The sequence below is a fragment of the Paraburkholderia sp. CI2 genome (genome assembly GCF_014201055.1).
In the GTDB taxonomy this organism is placed as follows: domain Bacteria; phylum Pseudomonadota; class Gammaproteobacteria; order Burkholderiales; family Burkholderiaceae; genus Paraburkholderia; species Paraburkholderia tuberum.
Genome location: NZ_JACHDL010000038.1, coordinates 1 through 15,932, shown reverse-complemented (window position 1 = coordinate 15,932; position 15,932 = coordinate 1). Strand labels below are relative to the sequence as shown.

Below are 15,932 nucleotides of genomic sequence, written 5' to 3'. Positions count from 1 at the left end.
CGCCAGCCAGCTTTTAGTTCACGGACGTCGCGATCCTACAAGCGCTGCGGCAGCGCAGCCGAAAAATACTCAGTCACCCTGCGCACGCGCGCAGGCACGAAACGACGCCTCGGCCAGATGATGCTTACATCACGGGCGTCGCGAATGAAGTCGTCCAGCACGGTCACAATGTCGGGATGCTTGAGTTCGTCGGCGAGCGAGAGCTTCGCGAAGAGGCCGATTCCCACGCCCGCGAGCACGGCCGATCGTATTGTCTCGACGCTATTCGACGACAGGTTGCCTCGCACCGGTACGCTGAATCGGCCTCGTGGCCCATGAAACGGCCAGTTTGCCGACTCCATCAGACCGCCGTAGAGCAGGCAGTTGTGATTGGCGAGTTCGGTAGGATCCTTCGGTACACCGTATTGCTCGAAATAGCGACGCGATCCGACGCAGACCAGCGGGGTGCTGGCAATCCGCTTCACGACCGAATCCGGATCGTTGACGGAGCCCACTCGAATCGCGAGATCGATTCGATCCTCGACCATATCGCGTACGAAATCCGACAACACGAGATCGACCCGCAGACCAGGATAGCGCGACAGCAGCTCGGGAATGAGCGGAACAACGTGCAGGCGACCGAACGTAGAGGCAGAGGCGATCCGGACAAGCCCCGAGACATCCAGCGTGCTGCTGGTCAGTTCGCTATCGGCCACCTCAATCTCGTCCAGCAACGGCTTGGTGCGTTCGTAGTATTTCTGCCCCTGATCCGTCAGGGTCACGCTGCGTGTGCTTCGGTTGAATAGCAGCACGCCCAGGCGCTTTTCCAGCGCGCCGATCGACTTACTGATCGCGGACTGTGACTCGCCGGTTCTACGCGCCGCGGCGGAAAAGCCACCCGCTTCAACGACGGCGAAGAAGGCGTTCAATTCGTGAAACCGATCCATTGTATTTCTCTCGTGCGATCTATTCTCTCGGTGAATGGATCTTATGATAAATCCGCCGATTATCATTCGCAGTGGCCGCAATTACGATGTCACTTCCATTCACCAACAGGCAGAAGCTTCAATGTCTACTCTCACAGGGAAGATCGCCGTGATTAGCGGCGGAACGACGGGTATCGGCCTGGCGATCGCCAGGCGATTCGTCGCCGAAGGTGCTCACGTCTTTATCTTCGGTCGGCGCCAAGGCCAGCTCGACGAGGCCGTCAAACTGCTCGGACCCAACGTTACCGCGCTTCAGGCCGACGCCGCGAATCTCGATGACCTCGACCGTGTCGCTGCGGCAGTCAGGGACGAAAAAGGTGTCGTCGACATCATCGTGTCGAACGCGGGCTTTACCGAGCAGGCTTCGATCGACACCATCACGCCCGAGCATTTCGACAAGGCATTCAACCTCATGGCGCGCGGCCCGGTATTTCTGGTGCAGAAGCTGCTGCCGATGATGACAGGTGGTGGGTCGATCATCCTGGTTTCGTCGGCCATGCACGTCATGGGCATCCCTGGTCATACCGCCTACGCGGCGACCAAGGCCGCGTTGCGTTCCTATGCCCGCACCTGGGCCGCCGAATTCAAGGATCGCGGCATTCGCGTCAACATGCTGAGCCCCGGTGTCACCGACACCCCGATTCTCGACTCCCAGTCGGCGACACGCGAGGATCTGGTGAGCATGTACAAGAGCATGGTCCCGATCGGTCGACTCGCCCGCGCCGAGGAGATGGCCAGCGCGGCGCTCTTTCTCGCCTCCGAACAGAGTTCCTATATGACGGGCGCGGATTTGATGAATGACGGCGGCATCGGCCAGGTCTGAGGCCCGAGGCTCTCACCTCCGCGATTTTTACTCGTGCTATTTAGCGGCCGCGTTGTACCACTCGACAGCGTCCTCGCCGGCGGGGATGTTGAAGGGGCTCGATGAATCGGTCGCTGCGAGCCAAACCGCTTCGGCGACATCCGATGCGTGCGTGACGGCCGTTTCTTTCTGCCAGTTTGCGAAAATCTGCTCCACGAGCGCGCCGTACGGCTCGGCGAATCCGTCTTTCATACGTGCCTGCGCGTTCTCGCCGAAGCGGGTGGAAGGCGCGCGTCCCGGCAGCACGACACGCACGCGCACATTGAACTGCTCCAGTTCGAGCGCGAGCGATTCGCTGAACGCGTTGACCGCGGACTTGCTCGCGGTGTAGACCGACAGCAAATGCAGCGGTCTGCAGGTGACGGTCGACGTCACATTGATGATCACACCTTCGCGGCGCTCGCGGAACTGCGGCAACACGGCCTGCGCCATCGCAATGGTACCGAGCGTGTTGGTCTCGAAGATATCGCGCACGATGTCCATCGGCGTTCCTTCGAGCGCGTTCAGAAAACCGATACCCGCATTGTTGACGAGCACGTCGATCCGACCGGCGGCCTCGATGACGGCGCGAATGCTTTGCGGGTCCCTCACGTCGAGGGCGAGAATCGAAAGACGATCGGAGCGCGGCAAGACGTCTTCGCGTGGCGCGCGCATCGTGGCGATAACGCGCCAGTCGCGATCCAGAAAATAACGCGCGATTTCGAGGCCAAAGCCGGACGAGCAACCGGTAATCAAGACGGTCTTCATGTCGAATCCTGTGGTTGGTGACAGTCCCAACACAATAAGTCCTGACCACCCGGACTCGCTACAATTGAGCGTCCAGGTTTCATTCGAAATCGTCCGATCATGATCGACCCGCTCGCCGAAATCGTCACATTGCTGAAGCCGACGCCCACGTTCTCGAAAGTGCTGAGCGGCGCCGGGCGCTGGCGCGCGAGCCGCACGGAAGTCGGCCAGCCGTTCTATTGCGTGGTGCTCGAAGGTTCCTTCCGTCTATCCGTCAATGGTTGCGAGCCGCTCATTCTTCAGGCCGATGACTTCGTGCTCGTGCCCGAAGTTTTTAGCTTCACGATGACGAGCATCAACCCGCCCGACGATGACGACGTCTCCGATATCGCGCCTGCGGCACTGCCCGACGGCAGCTTTCGTTTCGGCGATGCATCGGTCGCGCCAGAAGCCCAATGGCTTGCGGGCCTCTGCGCGTTCGGTTCGCCGGATGCGGCCTTGCTTGTCTCGCTCTTGCCCAAGCTCGCGCACGTGCGCGGTGAACCCAGGCTGGCGACGCTCGTCAAGCTCGTGAGGGAAGAATCGCGCGCGCAGCGGCCCGCGCGCGAGGTCGTGCTGGCGCGACTGCTCGAGGTGCTCTTCATTGAAGCGTTGCGAGCCACGGGGACGGGGGCGTCGCCCGGACTCGTCCGCGGCCTCGCCGACGCCCGTCTCGCGCTCGCCATCCGTCATATGCACGAGAGTCCGCACAAGCCCTGGACGATCGCACAACTCGCAAAAACCGCCGCGCTTTCACGGTCCTCTTTCTTCGATCGATTCAGCCGCGCAGTCGGCGTGGCACCGATGGAGTATCTGTTGTCGTGGCGCATGGCCGTCGCCAGGAGCCTGCTGCGCCGGAACGAAGTCAGCATCGCGGTGATCGCGGAGCGTGTCGGTTACGGCTCGGCGAGCGCATTCAGCGTCGCGTTCACGCGTCATGTCGGGCTGCCGCCCACGCAGTATGCTCGAGACGCAGCGAATGTCGTCGCTCGATAGCGTCATAAAAAGGCTATCGGGCCTGGGGCCGCGAGCTTTCGCCGGATTGCAATCCGTTCGAGGCAGGCCTGGCGTTCGCCTGCAAGCTCGACCAGGACATCGCCTTCCGCGGTCGCGACGCCCTTCTGCGTCTGCGCGAGGCGCCGCTGCGCCGGCGTCTCGTTACCCTGACGCTCGACGGCGCCGCACATCTGACGCTATGGGGTGGCGAAGCAATCTTGCGCGACGGCAAGCCAGTAGGGGCGGTAACCTCAGCCGCGTTTGGGCATACATTGCGATGTCCGGTTGCAATGGGTTTCGTGAACCGTGCCGATGGTGCCGCCGATGCCGGGTGGCTCACGCAAGGCCGCTATACGATCGACGTGGCGGGCGAACAGGTGAGGGCAACCGTGCATCTTAGGGCGCCGTACGATCCGCGATCGGAACGCGTGAAGGGCTAAATGCAGCGAGCTGAGGCGCGAACGACCCCAAAATCAGGTTTTCGCCCAACAGTCGCGCGTTGCGCCTTCGTGGAGCTTCAGGTCGATCCGGAGATTCTCACTAGAGCATCGTCTACGCCGAAGTGATGAAAATAACATCGAGCCTATCCGGCCGATGCCGCGAGACGTTGCTCAATGCTTGCTGCATCGCTCTTTCGCACTGTCAATCTGTTCGTCACCGACTTGACTCCGAGCACTGATCTCGATGCATTGCCAGCGCGCGAGATCTGCCAGCTTTCCGGCACCGACCCGGTGAGCGTGACGACGCCGTGGCTCGCCCTGATGTGAATCTCTGAATCATCCATATCCGGTACACGCCTGAGGGCGCGGCGAACGTCACGAACTATCGAAGTATCCGGCCTGGGTCGAGGCGGCGAGCTTGAGGCCGCCACCCTTTGTGCGACCGCGCCGGCCGTCGCGCTCATACCTTGTTGCGCGTTCGCATAGGCCGCGCCACTCGCGATGGCCGCAATTAACATCGCGCCGATTATTCTGCTCGCATTGCTTATGTTCATGCTGGCTCCTTTGGGTTCTGCCAACCTTGCAAAATCCGCTGTCCGTGTCGAACGATTTCTTTGACCAGCAGATCCAGGTCGTCCTTGCGAGTTCGGTGGTTGCATATCGCGACCCTGAGGCAATGCACGCCGTGCACCGTTGTGTCGGACAAGGCCGCGATGCCAGCTTCCTGAAGCTGCAACATGATCTCGATGTTGAGCGCCTTCAATGCTGCCTCTTCCATCTCCTCCGGTCGATATCTGAAGCACACGATGTTGATGCTGGTTGGCACGACTAACTCGAGGTGTCGCTCGGACTCGATGAGGTCACCGAGGTAGCGAGCCTGCGCGATGTTTTGGTCGATCAGACGGCCGAACTTCTCGACTCCATGCTCTTTTAGAGCCATCCAGACTTTTAGCGCACGGAAACCTCTGGACATCTGCAATCCATACTCGTAGAGCCAGGGGGCCGAAGCAATTCCGCGCGCTGTTGGTTGCAGATATTCCGGTGTCACCGCGAATGCGCCTCGATGCGCCGCGGCGTCGCGAACGAGGGCGCAGCCGACCTCAAACGGAGCGTGCAGCCACTTGTGAGGATCGAGGGCGATCGAATCAGCGCGTGCAATGCCCGCGACGCGATATGAATTGTCGGGTGCGATCGCAAGCAGCGCGCCGATGCATCCGTCTACGTGTAACCAGACGTTCTCTTCAGCGGCCAGATCCGCCAGCGCCATCAGATCGTCGATCGCACCTGTATTGACTGTCCCCGCCGTTGCGATCACGCAAGCAGGCTGAAATCCCGCTGACCGGTCCTCTGCGATCGCAATCCGCAGCGCGGCGACGTCGATTCTCAGCGCCGCGTCTGTCGGGATCCGCCGCAACGCCGTGTTTCCCAGGCCTAGCGACTCCATCGCCTTACGATGGCAGCTATGCATCTGATCCGAGCCATAAAATCGCAACGGTCGGTCGATGGCGGCTACACCATGCTCGCGCACGTCGATTCCAGCCTTCGCATTGCGTGCCACTGTCAAGGCAATGATATTTGCCATCGAGCCGCCGCTGACCAATGTGCCGCTGGCGGAAACTGGAAAGCCAACCATCTCCTTGCACCAGTTGACGACCTGCTGATCCATCAAAGCTGCCGCATGATTGCCGCCACCCAGGTTAGAACCCTGAATTGCCGCCAGGAAGTCTCCCAGTGCGCCGGTGAAGTTGCTTGCCCCCATATACCAGGACCAGAAGCGAGGATGTACGTTGCCCAGTGGATAGGGCATCAAATTCTCGCCAAGCTCGTGATAAATACTTTCCATTGGTGACGCCGAGCGTGGCAGCGTCTGCTCGAATGAGGCCTTGGCGCTCTCGGGCATGCTTCGCCACACTGGCCGGTTGCGCACGTCGCGCAGGTAGTCGACCGCATCGTCGACGATGCGGTGCGAGAGTGTCCGCAGCGCAGTCCAATCGCCCGGATCGAGCGTTTCCTCGGAACGCGGCTGAACGCCGTGCATAGGGAGCAAACCGGCTGCGTCGTTCTTCTCCATCTCGGCACCTGTCGGGTTCGACGTTGAGCAAACAAGAGTAGCCCCAAGAGGAGGCAAGATCGGCGCCGTAAGCCGTCACCACCCGGACACGATGCGATACACGCTTGCCCTGCCCTGGAGGCCGCGAAGCGGAGCCTCAAATTCGACGACAGTGCGGCCACCAAGGAGGTCGCGGACCCCAGGCGCACTATAGAGCGCTTCCGAAATGCAAATCTCCCCGGCGTCGGCGAGAGACTGCACGCGCGCGGCGACGTTGACGGCCTGACCGAAATAATCGAGATTGTCGTTCAGTGTCACCGCAATCGACGGCCCGCAATGTGCCCCGATCTTCAGGATGATCGCCGGTTCTCCACGTTCGCGATTGAAGCGCCCGATTTCCTCCACGATACTCAACGACGCGGAGACTGCGTCCGTTGGTCGACAAAAGACGGCCATCACAGCGTCGCCAATCGTCTTTACGATAGCGCCGGAATACCGTTGTGCGATCATCTCAAGCAAGGCGAAATGCTGTCTGACGAGGCCGTACGCATTCAGATCGCCGATGCGTTCATACATGGCCGTCGAACCCTTGAGATCCGTGAAAACGAACGTCACTTGCCGAATCCCAAGGCCTTCCTTCTCGTCAACGTTCTCCGAGCGGAACAGGCGCCGGAAGGTTTGTCGCGCCACCAGCGCCCCGCCGGAGAGATACGGTTCGAATTCGAGCGGCGGCTTGATGGCCTGAGCGACGACCTCTGGAGGCCAATTGATCAAGAGCAGCGACCCGCGCGTGCTCCCGGTATTCCTTACTTGAATGACGACAGGACCCGGCGGCACAACGGAGAGCGCCGGGGCAAACCGTTGACCGTCATAACCGACCTGCAACAGTGTCGGCGAGGTAGCGGCCTCACCAGCGATCGGAACGATGAGAGCGGCTTGTGTCTCGACATTCACACCCGTCAAGGCACCGGGGCCAAGAACAGCCTGCAGGGTCGTCGTCGAAGCTGGCGGCAGGAACGTGAGGCCGCGCACGAGCCCCCGCAAGAAGTCGAGAAACCGGACTTGCTGGCCGGCGAACCGACCGTCACCGTTAAATCGCAGTTTCCAGTGGAAATCTTCAACGGAAAGCGACTCGGGATCGTGGAACGTCAGCCTCCGAAGTTCGGGCGATATTGAAAACGTGACCTGGATGAAATCGTCGAGGTCGGTTTCGCCCGTAACGTCGCATAGCCCACAGACGTAATGGGTCTTGAGAGTGCGCAATGATCCGAAGCTGTGGAGGACCATTCCCGACTGCGGACAAAGAACGTCCCAGTTCATCTCGAACAATCCGTATCGCGCCGCATGAAGAAAGAGGTCAATGCATTCAGCCTCGCTTATGCCGCGATCTCGCGCAAACGCCAGCGGATTGACCTGGTAGACGGACAGCTCGTCACCGCTCCTGATCAGAGTCTCGAGCTTGGAAATGACGCGCGGACTCCATGATCTCGCCTGCTCGATCGCGATCATTTTGCTCTCGAGAAGCCGATCGTCAATGTTCATCGTCGTGGCCAGGTCAACGGAAAACAGTCAGACACAACTGCCGTGTCATGTCGCTTTACCTTGGATTGCAAGATACGGTGACGGTTGGACGGCGTCAACAGGAGTGAGCGCGGCGACCCTATCCTCCTCTATCGTTCTCGCCCGCAAGCGCGGCCTCGATCGCCTGGAGCGCATAAAGGAAACCCAGGCCGCTGCCCTCCTGCCGTAGCCGCTGGAGTTCCTTCAGCGATGCCGGATCGCGATTGCCGGTTCCATGCGAGACAAGCGCCCGTGCGCGCGCCACGAAAAATCCGGAAAAAGGCGATGGCTCGCGGCGTGCGTAGTCTTCAAGGGCCGCAGCATGGTGCGCGGCCGCATCCCAGCGTTTGCGGTCGATGCATGCATCTATCGCATCACGTCGAAACAGAAAGTGGTTGTGGCTCACCGCTCCGGCCGCGAGCAAAGCCTCGCCTTCCGCGAGCGCCTGTGCGAAGACAACGGGGTCGTCCGTCGTGCGCGCGAGCACGCCGAGATAAGCGGGGCCCAGGTAGTTCATGCCGGTCTCCCGGCTGATCGACAGCGCCGCTTCGATATCGGCGCGCGCTTCGCGCGGCCGGCCGGCGACCCGATGCAATTCCGCGCGAAACGCGAGCGCTTCACCTTCGAAGCGCCTTGATTTCAGCTCGCGCGCGCACTGTAGCGCAGGAGCGACGTGCTCCCACGCGCGATCCCACTCCGCGCGATCGTGCAGGCAGTGCCAGGCAGCGTGATGGGCGACGGCGAGTGCGCGGGGATGCCCCACCTTCTGCGCTGCGGCGACGCTGGCAAGCGCGGCGTCGAGCGCGCGCGCGGCTTCGCCGGTAAACCACGTCGTGATCGCCCGCATCGGAAGGTTGGCCACCTCGATCCGTCCGAAGCCATGGCATTGGCAGAGTTCGATGCAGCGGCTGAAGGCCGCGTGGGCGCTGATCATCCGGCCGCGCATGTACTCGCCATCGCCAAGGCCGCCGAGTGCGGCCGCCTCCTGTTCGGGATCACACGCGTCGCGCGCGAGGGCAAGGCTGCGCCCGTGCTCACGCACGCAGCCGTCGATATCGCCGCGGGGAAAACACAGATTGCCGCGCAGGAAGTGAATGCGCGCCTCTTCGCGCAACAGGCCTTGGGAGGCTTCAGCGGCGTAGTCGAGGTCGGCCCATGCACCGTCGAGATCGTCGATGATCCGCTTCACCGTGGCCCGCCCGATCCATGCGCGGCAACGCTCCACGTCCGTCGTCGCATATTCGAGGGCGATTTCGAATGCATGAAGTGCCGACTTCATGTCGCCGAGGTCATGCAGGACGTTGCCATGTAGACACTCGAGTGCGGCGCGCCGAATACTGCCATGACGCAGTCGCCGACGTGCTTGTCGACGTGCCCGCCATGTTGCTCGATGGTGCGGTCAACCTGCTCGAAGTAGCGATCGAGCACGGCGAGTACTTCCTCCGCGTCGACTTCACGGCTCATCCGCGTGAAGCCACACAGATCGGCGAACAGGACGGCGACCTGCCGTCGTTCGCCTTTCGCCTCGCCTGGGCTCGCGGCGCTATGCCGGAGCCCGGTTCGCGCCCGCAATTCGGTCAAGGCATCGAGCAGTTTGCGGCGATGACCAACCGACGCAATACCCAGTTCTTTCAGATCGTCCGCGGTGAGATCGCGAAGCACGTCGGCGTCGATGGCGTTCTCGCGAAACACCGGTTCATACCGCTCCATTCCGAGGCTGTGCAGCCACACGGCGACGTCCACGCGCCCTCCTGAGAGGAAGGTGTCGAATCCGTCGAAGATAGCACGGGGCTGGCTTCGTGGAGCCCTGCGCCCCGGGCGGCGGCAGCTTCGGCACTGGCTCGAAATGAGCGCGGTGGCCGTCAAGGAAATCACCAGTCGCGCGAAACGGCAGTGAGGCTACACCGCGCCTGTCCCGGGCTTTGAGCGTGCCAACGCTAGCGCCAGCCTTGCGCCGACCTCGGCGTTGTGTTTCACGAGCGCGATGTTTGTCGCCAGGCTGCGCCCGCCTGTCAACGCCTTGATGCGCGCCAGCAGGAAGGGGGTGACGGCCTTGCCAGTGATTCCTTGTGCAGCGGCCTCGTCGAGCGCCTGCTGGGTCAGCGCGTCGATCTCTTCGAACGACATCGCTGCGGCTTCCGGCACCGGAGTGCTCAACACCACACCGCCGTGGAGGCCCAGGTCCCACTTGGTGCGAATGAACCGTGCCTGTTCCTCCGCGTCGTCCAGCCTGAAGTCCGCGCGAAAGCCGCTGTCCCGCGTGTAGAACGCCGCAAAATTGTCCTGTTCGCAACTGAGCACCGGCACGCCGTGGGTTTCCAGGTATTCCAATGTGAGCCCGATGTCCAGGATGGACTTCGCACCGGCACAGATCACCGCCACCGAGGTCTTCGCCAGTTCCTGCAGGTCGGCCGAGATGTCAAAGGTTTCATGCGCGCCTCGATGTACGCCGCCAATGCCTCCGGTGACGAAGACCTCGATGCCGGCCAACGCCGCACATATCATCGTGCCAGCGACGGTCGTGGCGCCCAGCCCGCCGCCGGCCAGCACGGCCGGCAGGTCGCGGCGGCTGACCTTATGTACGTGGTCCGATCGGCCGATCGTTTCCAGCTCGTCATCCGAAAGGCCGATGTGGATTCGCCCATCGATCAGCGCAATAGTCGCCGGCTCGGCACCCGCGTCACGGATCAAGGCTTCCACTTCGCGCGCAGTGCGAACGTTCTCCGGGTAGGGCATGCCGTGGGCGATGACGGTCGATTCCAGCGCCACGAGCGGGCGACCGGAGGCCTGCGCAGCGGCTGCAGGCGCGCTCCAGGTCAACCAGGAGCGTGCAAGGTCAGCAACCATGTCGATCCTTTCGGTGGTGTGATTCACTGAAGTATGCGGTACAAGACCGGTCCACTCAACGCGCGAGCCAAGGCCGCGGCCCGTCAGGGGCGTCGGCCTTCAGCGAGTGGTTAGGCGTCCGTGTGCCCTTGGCGCCTTAGGACGACATGCGTGGCCTTCTCCGACGCTACGAATTCAACGCATTCGTATCCCAGAGCCCGCAAGTCGACCCCTTCGAACAGCGATTCTCCCCGGCCGAGCAGGACCGGCGCGACGGCAATGTGCAGATCATCGATGAGGCCCTCGCGAAGATACTGCTGAATTGTGTCCGGCCCACCGCCAATGCGCACGTCCATTCCGGCAGCGGCCTCGCGTGCACGGTCGAGCGCCTCGCGAATGCCTCCTGTTATGAAGTGGAACGTCGTGCCGCCTGCCATCTCGATGGGGGGACGAGCGTGATGGGTCAAGATGAAGACTGGAACGTGATACGGTGGATTGTCTCCCCACCAGCCTTTCCAGTTTGTGTCCGGCCAGTCCCCACGAATGGGTCCGAACATGTTCCGCCCAAGAATCCAGGCCCCGACATTCTGAAACCCACGGGCGGCGAAATCATCGTCAACCCCGGTCGTACCGCCGTCCTTGCCGAACAAGGCTTGCTGGAACGTGTGTGTTGGGACTAGCCACTGATGCAGTTCCGTCCCGCCAACGCCGAGCGGATTGTTGATGTCTTGATTCGGGCCTGCACCGTATCCGTCGAGCGAAATGGTGAAGCCCGCAACGCGAACGCGTGTCATCGTTTGCCTCCGTTTAGACGCCTAACGTAATGTGGACCGCAAACCTGCATGGTTTGCCGGAACTACGCGAAATAGTCTGGCAGCAGATTTTTGCTCAACCCTATGTCTCCAGGAGAAGTTTTCCGAATTTGTAAGCTGGCATACAGCGGCGACCATCCATCCAAACACGGCACGCACCTGCCCGGAGCCAACTTTTGCCTGCCGCAGGCGTACGATGAACGGCATCGTCCCGTTTGAGGACGGCTTGATTGATGGAGGGTCGAGATGAGACGTCTTTATTTCCTCACATCTGACATGACGACGGCGAAGGCGATCGTAGACGACTTGCTGCGGGCGCGGATCACATGGCGACATATCCATGTTCTCGCGAATCACAGCGTCGCACTCGAACAGTTACCCGAGGCAACTTTGCTGCAGAGCAGCGACGTCGTGCACTCGCTCGAACGAGGCGTGGCGCTCGGCGGTGCGACCGGAGCGCTTGTCGGCCTCGTGGCGCTGGCGTTTCCTCCCGCGGAGCTCGCTATTGCGGGCGGAGCCGTCATCGCATTGACGTTGGCGGGTGCCGGCTTCGGGGCCTGGACGGCCGCGATGATCGGCGTCGCCGAACCGAATGCGCGACTCGAGCGCTTTCGGGACGCCATCCGTGACGGCCAGCTCCTGATCATGGCCGACGTACCTGGATCGCGCGAACAGGAGATCGAGCTGATGGTCGCGCAGCATTTTCCGAAGGCCGATATCGAGGGCGCGGAGCCCACGACACCGATCTTCCCCTGAGAAGCAGTCGGGAGGAGGCGAGCGGCGCCACCTTTGGGGCGACTGCTATCGAAGAAGGGCGGGGGCGTCCCGGCCGATGCCGTTGCAGGCAGCTTTCGTTAGAATCTGTTTTCGATTCTTTTACTCGTCAATTACCGGAGGCGAACGTGCCAGGTTTACTTCCCGATGTCGACCGCGATGGACTCCTCGAATATTCGGTCGTCTACACCGACCGATCGATCAATCACATGTCGCAGCTCTTTCAAGGAGTCGTACGCGATATTTCCGGCGCCCTGAAAAAAGTCTACAACGCGAAGTCGGCCGTTATCGTCCCGGGCAGCGGGACTTTCGGCATGGAAGCCGTCGCCCGGCAGTTCGCGACGAACAGGAAGTGTCTGGTCATCCGCAATGGCTGGTTCAGTTTCCGCTGGTCGCAGATTTTCGACATGGGCGACATTCCGTCTGAATCGGTGGTGTTGAAGGCGCGTCCGGTCGAACGAGGTAGGCAGGCCGCATATGCACCGGCTCCGATCGAAGAAGTCGTCGCTGCGATCAAGGAAAACAAGCCGGATCTGGTCTTTGCGCCGCATGTCGAAACCGCATCCGGGATGATGCTGCCTGATGCCTACTTGCGCGCGGTGTCCGAGGCGGTGCATGCCGTCGGCGGCATGTTTGTACTGGATTGCATCGCCTCCGGTACGATCTGGGTGGACATGCAGGCCAGCGGCATCGATGTCCTGATCAGCGCACCGCAAAAAGGATGGAGCGCGTCACCTTGCTGCGCAATGGTCATGCTCAGCCCTCTCGCCCGCGAAAGAATCGACGCAACGACCAGCACCAGTTTCGCTTGTGATCTTGGGAAATGGCTGCAGATCATGGAAGCCTACGAGAACGGCGGGTTCGCGTATCACGCCACGATGCCCACGGACAGTCTCGCGACGCTGCGCGACGTCATGAAGGAAACCGAGGCATATGGCTTCGAGAAAGTCAGAGCTGAGCAGCTTGAACTTGGCAAGCGCATTCGCTCGCTCATGAGTGACAAAGGTTTCAAAAGCGTGGCGGCTGAAGGTTTTCAGGCTCCTGGCGTCGTGGTCTGCTATACGGACGATGACGGCATACGATCCGGCAAGAAATTCGCTGATGCCGGCTTGCAGATCGCGGCCGGTGTTCCCCTTCAATGCGACGAGCCAGAAGACTTCAAAACCTTCCGCGTCGGATTATTTGGCCTGGACAAACTGCATGACGTCGAAGGTGTGGTCGCCAGGCTCGCCAAGGCGTTGGACAGTATTCTTTAGAGCGTTTTTCCAAAGCACGTGCGCGTGGCTCGCTCTCGCGACCGGCCGCCGCACGGCGCCGCGAAACTTCATTTCTCATCCGACGCATCAGTCGGATAACGTTTTCAGTCTGCTCTTTTCATCCCGCCAGGACACCAGCTCTCAATCGGAGTTCCTAACACGCTTTAATTCGGGGTTTTTTGAGATGGTGCCTTGTTGCACAATCGGGCCTCCTTTATTGCCTGTGAGGCACTATGCATTCAGTTTCCCTGGGCTCTCATCGCGGCGCCCATGAAAGGCGGCACGGACATTTCTTTTCGATCAGCCTTAGCAGATCGTTCTACCTTCACATCGAGTCTCCCTGGCTGTTTGACGTGGACCGGTGGTTCCACTTTGCATTGCCGGCGAGCGTACCTCGCGAAGCACACGACGACACTGTGCAGGCCATGGAAGAAGCGCGCGCAGCGTGGCTACAACATAGCCCATCCGTGCTGGTGTCGCATCAGTCATACGAGTTACGCGATATGCTCGGCCGGAGTGAAAACCGCTTTCATATGCACAGGATGGACGACCATGAGATCGCCAAGGCCCTCTACAACGAAGTGAAGAACTGCCTATCGGATGGCAATGGGTGGGCAGAGATTCATGGATGTGTGCTCGCAGAGAGCATTTCAGCACTATCAACGATGCAGAGGATATTGAATGGCAACTCACCCCCAAAAGCGATGTGTCGTGGTCATGTGGTCGGAGGAAAAGCAGGCACTGGTCTCCTATACGCTTGACGTTGAAAAGGTGCTGGCGGTTACCACGCGACAGTTTCCTTTAGAACTGCCGGTGGCCGACTACAACAATACGCTGGACGATGAGTTCGCGCGTCGGTTCGGCGGGGCGACGCTCAATCTTCTCGCTCTCTCAAATCCTGAACTCAGGCCGTTCATCAAGATTACCTCGGCTAACGACTGACTTGCTGAATGGAAGCCCTCGACGGGATCATCGGGGGTAACGAATGCCTGAGGAAGTCAACCGAATGTTAGGTTCACTGCACTGAACAGTAGTCGACCCGATCCCCTCGACCGCTCGCGCCGCCTCGACGGCAATCTTCAAGTCGAAGCGGGTACCGCTTCGAAAATAGGCCGGTGTATAGCGTGTTCGGGGCTTTGCGAATGCTACGGAGTCACGGGATCGTGACAACAAACGCAAATCCTGTTTCCCTCCGGGTCGCGGAAGTACGCCCCGTAATAGTCCGGGTGATAGTGTGCTCGCAAGCCGGGAGGACCTTCGCAAGAACCTGAGTTTGCCAGCGCGCTAGCGTATGCGTTGTCGACTGAACGACGATCAGGCGCAAGCAATGCCACCATTTGACCGTTTCCGTGTTCTGCTGAGTTGCCATCATATGGCCTGCCGATAAGGAAGAGCGGACGCGGCATACCCTCAGCCATCCAACCAGCCCACGGTTTATCTGGCTCGCAAAACTTCAGTCGATGTCCCAACTCGCTCATGACGGCCGAATAGAATTTCAAGGCTCGGTCAAAGTCATTAACCCCAACGAAAACATGCGAAATCATCCTGATCTGTTCCTGTTCGAGTTGCGATGTCTTTGCACGTTATCACGGCGGAGTTGCGCTCGACCTCTTGAACGCTCGCGAGCGTCGGGCGTGCGAGTGGAAACCTGGAAGCTTCGATTAATGAATATGTAATGACGAGCGGCAGAACCGTGCACGCATGCCCCCGATTGGACGGACGACAGGGGAACGCGCTCGCACATGGTGCCTGGGTACATTCAGTCCGTCCGCCGCATTCCGCCAAGAAGCCTTCTGACAGTGCTGCCGCCCAATCCCGCTCCCTTCCTCACAACATCCGTCTGACCGCTGAAGGACCCGAAGTTCGGCTCCTCCGATAATTCCCCGCTCCAATACCTGTCGTGCGAATGGCATGACAGTTGCTTTGAACGTCTCCGCGCGCTGAGCCGCGGTCATTCGCAGCGAGCATCGGGATGGGCGATCAACGGAGAGGCAAATTGAAACTAATCAGTGCGGTCATCAAGCCATTCAAGCTTGATGAGGCTCGAGAAGCCTTGTCATCGCTTGGCGTCTCTGGAATCACGGTTACGGAGGTCAAGGGTTTTGGGCGTCAGAAAGGGCACACCGAACTGTATCGGGGCGCGGAGTACGTCGTCGATTTCCTGCCGAAAGTGAAGATCGAGGTCGCCGTCCCGGACGACATCGTCGATCAGGCTATCGAGGCGATCGAGCGTGCGGCGCGTACCGGAAAGATTGGTGACGGGAAGATCTTCGTGACGCCGATCGAACAGGTGATCCGGATCCGCACCGGCGAGACCGGCGCCGACGCCCTATAAAAAAACACTGGGATAAGAGGAAAGAGAGATGCGCAAACTGTTGATGACGTTGTTGATGGCCGGCTCATTGCTCGCCGGCGGCCTGGGCTCCGCATTCGCGCAAGACGCCTCGGCGCCCGCGGGCGCCTCCGTACCGGTCGCGCAAGCGTCCGCGGCTCCAGCGGCACCGGCCGCGGCGGATGCCGCTGCATCGGCACCGGCCGCCCCAACCGCACCGTTCTCGGTCGATTCATCGAAGATCAACTCCGGCGACACCGCGTGGATGCTGACCTCCACCGCGCTGGTGCTGTT

General features: G+C 60.8%; 16 protein-coding genes and 2 pseudogenes. 8 read left to right on the top strand and 10 right to left on the bottom strand.

What is annotated here, in order from left to right; all coding sequences use genetic code 11:
* Window positions 1-35: 35 nt before the first annotated feature.
* A complete protein-coding gene (locus HDG32_RS33420) occupies window positions 36-926 on the bottom strand; it encodes a LysR family transcriptional regulator (RefSeq protein WP_184073855.1) in 891 nt (296 codons plus the stop codon).
* A 121-nt stretch (window positions 927-1,047) separates the two neighbouring features.
* On the opposite strand from HDG32_RS33420, the gene HDG32_RS33415 reads away from it, so the two are divergent.
* A complete protein-coding gene (locus HDG32_RS33415; RefSeq protein ID WP_184073854.1) occupies window positions 1,048-1,788 on the top strand; it encodes an SDR family NAD(P)-dependent oxidoreductase in 741 nt (246 codons plus the stop codon).
* 36 nt (window positions 1,789-1,824) lie between these two features.
* Here HDG32_RS33415 and HDG32_RS33410 read toward each other — a convergent pair whose 3' ends face one another.
* Window positions 1,825-2,574: an SDR family oxidoreductase gene (locus HDG32_RS33410; RefSeq protein WP_184073853.1), complete on the bottom strand. Its 750-nt coding sequence runs from the start codon at window positions 2,572-2,574 to the stop codon at window positions 1,825-1,827.
* A 99-nt stretch (window positions 2,575-2,673) separates the two neighbouring features.
* On the opposite strand from HDG32_RS33410, the gene HDG32_RS33405 reads away from it, so the two are divergent.
* Both HDG32_RS33405 and HDG32_RS33400 read left to right on the top strand, forming a co-directional pair.
* Window positions 2,674-3,588 (top strand): AraC family transcriptional regulator, encoded by a 915-nt coding sequence (locus HDG32_RS33405; protein ID WP_184010480.1) that lies wholly within the window; start codon window positions 2,674-2,676, stop codon window positions 3,586-3,588.
* Window positions 3,589-3,596: 8 nt separating this feature from the next.
* Window positions 3,597-4,028: pseudogene (locus tag HDG32_RS33400) on the top strand (glycine cleavage T C-terminal barrel domain-containing protein); the annotation flags it as partial.
* A 143-nt stretch (window positions 4,029-4,171) separates the two neighbouring features.
* On the opposite strand, the gene HDG32_RS37110 reads toward HDG32_RS33400, so the two are convergent.
* The 7 genes from HDG32_RS37110 to HDG32_RS33370 form a co-directional block, all read right to left on the bottom strand.
* Window positions 4,172-4,372, bottom strand: coding sequence for a BON domain-containing protein (locus tag HDG32_RS37110; RefSeq protein ID WP_311540538.1), 201 nt, complete (start codon window positions 4,370-4,372; stop codon window positions 4,172-4,174).
* Between the two features lie 206 nt (window positions 4,373-4,578).
* A complete protein-coding gene (locus tag HDG32_RS33390) occupies window positions 4,579-6,099 on the bottom strand; it encodes an aspartate aminotransferase family protein (protein WP_184073849.1) in 1,521 nt (506 codons plus the stop codon).
* Between the two features lie 75 nt (window positions 6,100-6,174).
* Window positions 6,175-7,620, bottom strand: coding sequence for an adenylate/guanylate cyclase domain-containing protein (locus HDG32_RS33385; protein ID WP_184073847.1), 1,446 nt, complete (start codon window positions 7,618-7,620; stop codon window positions 6,175-6,177).
* A gap of 118 nt (window positions 7,621-7,738) precedes the next feature.
* On the bottom strand, window positions 7,739-8,917 hold the full coding sequence (locus tag HDG32_RS33380) for a hypothetical protein (RefSeq protein ID WP_260336687.1): 1,179 nt from the start codon (window positions 8,915-8,917) through the stop codon (window positions 7,739-7,741).
* Entirely contained in the window at window positions 8,914-9,504 is a 591-nt protein-coding gene (locus HDG32_RS36855) for an adenylate/guanylate cyclase domain-containing protein (protein WP_260336686.1), read from the bottom strand. Before HDG32_RS36855 ends, HDG32_RS33380 begins: the two co-directional genes overlap by 4 nt.
* Window positions 9,505-9,537: 33 nt before the next feature.
* Window positions 9,538-10,485, bottom strand: coding sequence for a pseudouridine-5'-phosphate glycosidase (locus HDG32_RS33375; RefSeq protein ID WP_184073892.1), 948 nt, complete (start codon window positions 10,483-10,485; stop codon window positions 9,538-9,540).
* Between the two features lie 110 nt (window positions 10,486-10,595).
* Window positions 10,596-11,258, bottom strand: coding sequence for a dihydrofolate reductase family protein (locus tag HDG32_RS33370; protein WP_184055663.1), 663 nt, complete (start codon window positions 11,256-11,258; stop codon window positions 10,596-10,598).
* 264 nt (window positions 11,259-11,522) lie between these two features.
* Here HDG32_RS33370 and HDG32_RS33365 point away from each other — a divergent pair, with 264 nt between their 5' ends.
* The 3 genes from HDG32_RS33365 (at window position 11,523) to HDG32_RS33355 (ending at window position 14,248) form a co-directional block, all read left to right on the top strand.
* Window positions 11,523-12,032 carry a DUF1269 domain-containing protein gene (locus HDG32_RS33365; RefSeq protein WP_184073845.1) on the top strand — a complete coding sequence of 170 codons (510 nt, stop codon included), beginning with the start codon at window positions 11,523-11,525 and terminating at the stop codon, window positions 12,030-12,032.
* Window positions 12,033-12,178: 146 nt separating this feature from the next.
* Window positions 12,179-13,306 (top strand): aminotransferase class V-fold PLP-dependent enzyme, encoded by a 1,128-nt coding sequence (locus HDG32_RS33360; protein ID WP_184073843.1) that lies wholly within the window; start codon window positions 12,179-12,181, stop codon window positions 13,304-13,306.
* 681 nt (window positions 13,307-13,987) lie between these two features.
* Window positions 13,988-14,248, top strand: a complete 261-nt coding sequence (locus HDG32_RS33355; RefSeq protein ID WP_184055669.1) for a hypothetical protein — start codon at window positions 13,988-13,990, stop codon at window positions 14,246-14,248.
* Window positions 14,249-14,451: 203 nt separating this feature from the next.
* Here HDG32_RS33355 and HDG32_RS33350 read toward each other — a convergent pair whose 3' ends face one another.
* Entirely contained in the window at window positions 14,452-14,850 is a 399-nt protein-coding gene (locus tag HDG32_RS33350; RefSeq protein ID WP_184055671.1) for a VOC family protein, read from the bottom strand.
* A gap of 452 nt (window positions 14,851-15,302) precedes the next feature.
* Between HDG32_RS33350 and HDG32_RS33345 the strand changes: the two genes are divergently transcribed.
* Together HDG32_RS33345 and HDG32_RS33340 are read left to right on the top strand one after the other, a co-directional pair.
* Window positions 15,303-15,641: a P-II family nitrogen regulator gene (locus tag HDG32_RS33345; protein WP_026226100.1), complete on the top strand. Its 339-nt coding sequence runs from the start codon at window positions 15,303-15,305 to the stop codon at window positions 15,639-15,641.
* A gap of 28 nt (window positions 15,642-15,669) precedes the next feature.
* Window positions 15,670-15,932: pseudogene (locus HDG32_RS33340) on the top strand (ammonia channel protein); the annotation flags it as partial.